The sequence below is a fragment of the Okeania sp. KiyG1 genome (assembly GCF_014132355.1).
Taxonomy (GTDB): domain Bacteria; phylum Cyanobacteriota; class Cyanobacteriia; order Cyanobacteriales; family Microcoleaceae; genus Okeania.
Map to the genome: position 1 here is coordinate 1 of NZ_BLZO01000054.1, position 4,978 is coordinate 4,978.

Below are 4,978 nucleotides of genomic sequence, written 5' to 3' on the forward strand. Positions count from 1 at the left end.
TACTTACGCAGATACGCTATATATAGCACTTACAGCGGTTTTCATTTGGGTAGACCACAGTAGGGGCGATTCGCGAATCGCCCCTACAGGGTTGTGGTTATGACAATGTGGTTCATTAATCTGAAAAGCGCTGTAAAACTATTGGCCAATAAAATTTAGACTCTATACATAGTGCCTTTGCGTAAGTCCTAATAAGTATTCAAGCGGACATGATATTACAAAGCTCTGCTACAAACTACAATGCAATTATTCCTTCCATCTCCAACGCTGCTGCTACCCGTAAAATCAACGCTTCATTATAAGGTGCCGCAATAATTTGTACCCCCAAAGGTAAACCATTAGTACGACAGATAGGAACTGACAAAACTGGCAACCCAATAAAAGATAAAGGTTGCGTATACAAACCCAAATTCGGACGCACTAATATTTCCTCCCCAGCAATAGTCATTTTTTCTTGCCCCAACAGTGGTGCAACACAGGGAGTAGTGGGAGCCAGAATAATATCTACTTCCTTAAATATTTCTCCAACGCAACCTTGATACCAACGTCGGAAACGTTGAGCTTGAATATACCAGTCTGTTGGAATTAAAGCACCAGCCAAAAAGCGATCGCGAGTTGCCGGATCGAAATCTTGGGGACGAGTGCGTAAATTTTCTAAATGTAAATTCGCCCCCTCCGCAGCAGTTATAATATAAGCAGCAGCTCTAGCTCGATGCGCCTCCGGTATAGTCACCCTTCGAGTTACTCCCAATGCTGTCGCGACCTGTTCCACTGCTGCGAAAACTTCTGGCTCCCCACCTGTGGCAAAGTGACCGTCAGCAACGGCAATGCGTAAACCTTCAATATTTTGATTGAGTTGAGGCAAACAAGCTTCCGGACTGCGATGGGTACAAACTGGGTCTCTCATATCTGACCCCTGTAAAACATCATAAACTGTTGCGATATCTTTTACAGAACGAGCAAATGGTCCGACATGGTCTAAACTACTTGCAAACAGAAAAACCCCTGCTCGCGATAAGCGTCCATAAGTGGGTTTAAATCCCAATACACCGCATAAGGAGGCTGGTACGCGGATAGAACCGTTGGTATCGGAACCGAGAGTTATTGGTACTAAACCAGCAGCAACGGCAGCAGCAGAGCCACCGGATGACCCTCCGGAGATGCGGGTAAGGTCGTGGGGATTAGGTGTTGCGCCATAGTGACTGTTTTCTGTTACGAAACCATAAGCGTATTCGTCCATGTTGAGGGCACCGACGAGGATGGCACCTGCTTGTTTGAGTTTAGCTACGGCGGTTGCGTCTACTGTTGCGGGTTGGTTTTCGGCGTTTATTTTGGCCCCAGCGAGGGTGGTTATACCTGCGATGTCGTAGAGATTTTTGACTGCAAAGGGCACCCCTGCTAGGATACCAGGATTTTTGCCTTGAGCAATTTCTGTGTCTATTTGTTTGGCAGTGTTCAGTGCGGTTTCTGTAGTAATAGCAGTGAAGCAGTTGAGGGTTTGCTTGTGCTGGTTAATTTGTTGTAAACATTTAGTTACTATGGTTTGAGCTGTGGTTTCGCCTGTTTTGATAGCTGTGGCGATCGCCGTTGCATCTATTTCATTAAATTTGATAGTCATTTTGGTTTAATTAATAGGTAAAAAAATAAGGAGGTTTTTGGGTGGTTCTGTTCGCATGATTCTGAATAGTAACAAGCCATGTCTACGGAGGAAATTCTGATTGGGAGGGAGCAAGATGCTCCCACTATTGTGTCTGGTAACAAAAATAATTACGGCGTTGCTGAATTGAAGTATGAATGCGCGATTGTTTGGTTCTCGCCTTCGCCCCCGCGCATCCCCCGTTCAACAAAAAGCGCAGCAACATCTGGCTTCCCCCTTTTCAAGGGGGACGGGAGGGGGATCACGGGGAACTTTAGAGTTTTATTCCCCCCAATTTTGGCTTGCTCGGGGGGCAAAATCATACCCAGAATCAGCAACACCATAATTACAATACACTTCTACCAGTTTTTGTAACATCAATTCTCTAATTTTTCTGGGTCAAATTTTGGTGCTGGTTCTATTTCTGGTGGTAGGGGAAAGTCTATGACTAATTGAGCGTTCGCTGCTATTCTTTCTAGATTTTCTACTACACCGGGAAGATGTTCTGGTTGTAATGGTAAATTGATTAATTCTGCCGTACATTCGACATATTTTTCGATATTTTTCATATTTTTTCGGATTTAATTCAAATTAATACTTTCTATTCAAAGAAGTAAATTTTATTTGTCCAGGCACATTTTCTGCCAATAATTTACCATGATTAAATACATATTTAATAGTAGCACGTTTCCTAATTGCATCAAAACAACTATCCACATCTAAAACTATTAAATTGCCTGGTTTTCCTACCTTAATTCCATACCCATCTTCTACTCCTAAAGTTTTCGCACCATTCCAAGTAACCATTTGATAACAAGCATCAATTTCTTTAATTCCAGTCATCTGACATATATGTACGCCCATATAAGCTACATCCAACATACTACCAGTACCCAAACTATACCAAGGATCTTGTAAACAATCATGGCCAAAACTAACATTTATTCCTCGTTCCCATAACTCCTTAACTCGTGTCACACCCCGTCTTTTTGGATAAGTATCAGTACGACCTTGAAGAGTAATATTAATTAAAGGATTAGCAATAAAATTAATTTTAGACCTCTCTAATAAACTCATTAATTTTTAAAGCATAAGCATTATTATAAGAACCAAAAGCTGTAGTATGACTAGCAGTTACTTGTGAAGTTAAACCTGTTCTAATTGCATCAGCAGTAACTACTTCTAAAAAACGTGATTGGTCGTCATCTATTTCATCACAATGAATATCGATAAAACAGTCATATTTTTCTGCCAATTCAAAAATTTTATGCACAGATTTCACCCCATCTTCCCTCGTAAATTCATAATGAGGAATTCCACCCACACCATCCACTCCTAATTGTAAAGCTGTTTCTAAAAGTGAGAGGTTTTCATCTTTACTATAAATACCATCTTGGGGAAAAGCAACTATTTGTAAAGTCATCCAATTTTTGACAGTTTCTTTTACTTCTAAAAGTGCTTGTAATGCTGTTAGTGTCGGTTCGCTAACATCGACGTGGGTTCTAACAAATAATACTCCTTGTCTAGCTTGGAGTTTAAGAGTCTCAATAGCACGTTTTTTCACATCTTCTAGTGTCAAGTCTTGCTTGCGATCGCCCCAAATTTCTATACCTTCAAATAATGTTCCACTTTGATTCCATCGTGGTTCTCCCGCAGTGAGAGCAGAGTCTAGATGAATGTGAGATTCTACAAATGGTGGACTGACTAATTTTCCCTGAAGATCGAGTTCTTGGTAAGCAAAAGCTGGAATTTCCCTAGAAATAGAAACAATTTTACTGTTGTCAATGGCGATATCTACTATTTCTGTTTTTTGAGTTGGTTGTAATAAACAACTGTTTCGCAGTATTAATTCATAAGTTCTGTCAGACATGAAGTTTTCTTGATTGAAAGGTTGAGCATAATATGAATTTTATCATGACGGATGAGTCATTTCAGTTATCAGTTATCAGTTATCAGTGAAGAAAGAAGGAAGAAGCAAGAAGAAAGAAGCAAGAAAAAGAGGAAGAACAGGAGAAAGTTTTTTTGACGTTGGTAAATTAGAGTATGATATTAATATTAATTACTGAGAACTCAGGAGGAAAGAAATCAGTTATCAGTTATCAGTTATCAGTTATCAGTGAAGAAGAAGGAAGAAGCAAGAAGAAAGAAGCAAGAAAAAAGAGGAAGAACAGGAGAAAGTTTTTTGACGTTGGTAAATTAGAGTATGATATTAATATTAATTACTGAGAACTCAGGAGGAAAGAAATCAGTTATCAGTTATCAGTTATCAGTTATCAGTGAAGAAGGGAAGAAGCAAGAAGAAAGAAGCAAGAAAAAGAGGAAGAACAGGAGAAAGTTTTTTGACGTTGGTAAATTAGAGTATGATATTAATATTAATTACTGAGAACTCAGGAGGAAAGAAATCAGTTATCAGTTATCAGTTATCAGTTATCAGTGAAGAAAGAAGGAAGAAGCAAGAAGAAAGAAGCAAGAAAAAAGAGGAAGAACAGGAGAAAGTTTTTGACGTTGGTAAATTAGAGTATGATATTAATATTAATTACTGAGAACTCAGGAGGAAAGAAATCAGTTATCAGTTATCAGTTATCAGTTATCAGTGAAGAAAGAAGGAAGAAGCAAGAAAGAAAGAAGCAAGAAAAAAGAGGAAGAACAGGAGAAAGTTTTTTTGACGTTGGTAAATTAGAGTATGATATTAATATTAATTACTGAGAACTCAGGAGGAAAGAAATCAGTTATCAGTTATCAGTTATCAGTTATCAGTGAAGAAAGAAGGAAGAAGCAAGAAAGAAAGAAGCAAGAAAAAGAGGAAGAACAGGAGAAAGTTTTTTTTTGACGTTGGTAAATTAGAAGTATGATATTAATATTAATTACTGAGAACTCAGGAGGAAAGAAATCAGTTATCAGTTATCAGTTATCAGTTATCAGTGAAGAAAGAAGGAAGAAGCAAGAAGAAAGAAGCAAGAAAAAGAGGAAGAACAGGAGAAAGTTTTTTGACGTTGGTAAATTAGAGTATGATATTAATATTAATTACTGAGAACTCAGGAGGAAAGAAATCAGTTATCAGTTATCAGTTATCAGTTATCAGTGAAGAAAGAAGGAAGAAGCAAGAAGAAAGAAGCAAGAAAAAGAGGAAGAACAGGAGAAAGTTTTTTTGACGTTGGTAAATTAGAGTATGATATTAATATTAATTACTGAGAACTCAGGAGGAAAGAAATCAGTTATCAGTTATCAGTTATCAGTTATCAGTGAAGAAGAAGAAGGAAGAAGCAAGAAGAAAGAAGCAAGAAAAAAGAGGAAGAACAGGAGAAAGTTTTTTGACGTTGGTAAATTAGAGTATGATATTAA

The 4,978-nt window shown here is 38.1% G+C and carries 11 protein-coding genes; 7 read left to right on the forward strand and 4 right to left on the reverse strand.

Going from position 1 to position 4,978, the window contains the following annotated elements; genetic code table 11:
• Positions 1 to 235: 235 nt before the first annotated feature.
• From SAGCYANO_RS09975 to SAGCYANO_RS49135, 4 genes are all read right to left on the reverse strand, one after another.
• Complete coding sequence (locus SAGCYANO_RS09975) at positions 236 to 1,618, reverse strand: AtzE family amidohydrolase (RefSeq protein ID WP_202219937.1); 1,383 nt, start codon at positions 1,616 to 1,618, stop codon at positions 236 to 238.
• Between the two features lie 395 nt (positions 1,619 to 2,013).
• The gene (locus SAGCYANO_RS09980; protein WP_202219938.1) at positions 2,014 to 2,205 is read right to left on the reverse strand and encodes a DUF4089 domain-containing protein; all 192 of its coding nucleotides are present in this window, start codon (positions 2,203 to 2,205) and stop codon (positions 2,014 to 2,016) included.
• A gap of 22 nt (positions 2,206 to 2,227) precedes the next feature.
• Entirely contained in the window at positions 2,228 to 2,713 is a 486-nt protein-coding gene (locus tag SAGCYANO_RS49130) for an amidohydrolase family protein (RefSeq protein WP_307785862.1), read from the reverse strand.
• Positions 2,691 to 3,506, reverse strand: coding sequence for an amidohydrolase family protein (locus SAGCYANO_RS49135; protein ID WP_307785863.1), 816 nt, complete (start codon positions 3,504 to 3,506; stop codon positions 2,691 to 2,693). Before SAGCYANO_RS49135 ends, SAGCYANO_RS49130 begins: the two co-directional genes overlap by 23 nt.
• A gap of 173 nt (positions 3,507 to 3,679) precedes the next feature.
• Here SAGCYANO_RS49135 and SAGCYANO_RS09990 point away from each other — a divergent pair, with 173 nt between their 5' ends.
• From SAGCYANO_RS09990 to SAGCYANO_RS10020, 7 genes are read left to right on the forward strand one after another with little or no spacing between them, the layout of a single operon-like run.
• A complete protein-coding gene (locus SAGCYANO_RS09990) occupies positions 3,680 to 3,862 on the forward strand; it encodes a hypothetical protein (RefSeq protein WP_202219939.1) in 183 nt (60 codons plus the stop codon).
• Positions 3,840 to 4,019 carry a hypothetical protein gene (locus tag SAGCYANO_RS09995; protein ID WP_202219940.1) on the forward strand — a complete coding sequence of 60 codons (180 nt, stop codon included), beginning with the start codon at positions 3,840 to 3,842 and terminating at the stop codon, positions 4,017 to 4,019. Before SAGCYANO_RS09990 ends, SAGCYANO_RS09995 begins: the two co-directional genes overlap by 23 nt.
• Entirely contained in the window at positions 3,997 to 4,179 is a 183-nt protein-coding gene (locus SAGCYANO_RS10000) for a hypothetical protein (protein WP_202219941.1), read from the forward strand. The genes SAGCYANO_RS09995 and SAGCYANO_RS10000 overlap by 23 nt, the downstream gene beginning before the upstream one ends.
• Positions 4,157 to 4,342: a hypothetical protein gene (locus SAGCYANO_RS10005; RefSeq protein WP_202219942.1), complete on the forward strand. Its 186-nt coding sequence runs from the start codon at positions 4,157 to 4,159 to the stop codon at positions 4,340 to 4,342. Before SAGCYANO_RS10000 ends, SAGCYANO_RS10005 begins: the two co-directional genes overlap by 23 nt.
• Positions 4,320 to 4,466, forward strand: a complete 147-nt coding sequence (locus SAGCYANO_RS10010) for a hypothetical protein (RefSeq protein ID WP_202219943.1) — start codon at positions 4,320 to 4,322, stop codon at positions 4,464 to 4,466. Before SAGCYANO_RS10005 ends, SAGCYANO_RS10010 begins: the two co-directional genes overlap by 23 nt.
• 18 nt (positions 4,467 to 4,484) lie before the next feature.
• The gene (locus tag SAGCYANO_RS10015) at positions 4,485 to 4,667 is read left to right on the forward strand and encodes a hypothetical protein (RefSeq protein WP_202219944.1); all 183 of its coding nucleotides are present in this window, start codon (positions 4,485 to 4,487) and stop codon (positions 4,665 to 4,667) included.
• Entirely contained in the window at positions 4,645 to 4,788 is a 144-nt protein-coding gene (locus SAGCYANO_RS10020; protein WP_202219169.1) for a hypothetical protein, read from the forward strand. Before SAGCYANO_RS10015 ends, SAGCYANO_RS10020 begins: the two co-directional genes overlap by 23 nt.
• Positions 4,789 to 4,978 lie beyond the last annotated feature (190 nt).

Coding starts and splice junctions, on each gene's coding strand:
- SAGCYANO_RS09975 (WP_202219937.1), bottom strand. CDS start 1,618: ATGACTATCAAATTTAATGAAATAGATGCAACGGCGATCGCCACAGCT.
- SAGCYANO_RS09980 (WP_202219938.1), bottom strand. CDS start 2,205: ATGAAAAATATCGAAAAATATGTCGAATGTACGGCAGAATTAATCAAT.
- SAGCYANO_RS49130 (WP_307785862.1), bottom strand. CDS start 2,713: ATGAGTTTATTAGAGAGGTCTAAAATTAATTTTATTGCTAATCCTTTA.
- SAGCYANO_RS49135 (WP_307785863.1), bottom strand. CDS start 3,506: ATGTCTGACAGAACTTATGAATTAATACTGCGAAACAGTTGTTTATTA.
- SAGCYANO_RS09990 (WP_202219939.1), top strand. CDS start 3,680: ATGATATTAATATTAATTACTGAGAACTCAGGAGGAAAGAAATCAGTT.
- SAGCYANO_RS09995 (WP_202219940.1), top strand. CDS start 3,840: ATGATATTAATATTAATTACTGAGAACTCAGGAGGAAAGAAATCAGTT.
- SAGCYANO_RS10000 (WP_202219941.1), top strand. CDS start 3,997: ATGATATTAATATTAATTACTGAGAACTCAGGAGGAAAGAAATCAGTT.
- SAGCYANO_RS10005 (WP_202219942.1), top strand. CDS start 4,157: ATGATATTAATATTAATTACTGAGAACTCAGGAGGAAAGAAATCAGTT.
- SAGCYANO_RS10010 (WP_202219943.1), top strand. CDS start 4,320: ATGATATTAATATTAATTACTGAGAACTCAGGAGGAAAGAAATCAGTT.
- SAGCYANO_RS10015 (WP_202219944.1), top strand. CDS start 4,485: ATGATATTAATATTAATTACTGAGAACTCAGGAGGAAAGAAATCAGTT.
- SAGCYANO_RS10020 (WP_202219169.1), top strand. CDS start 4,645: ATGATATTAATATTAATTACTGAGAACTCAGGAGGAAAGAAATCAGTT.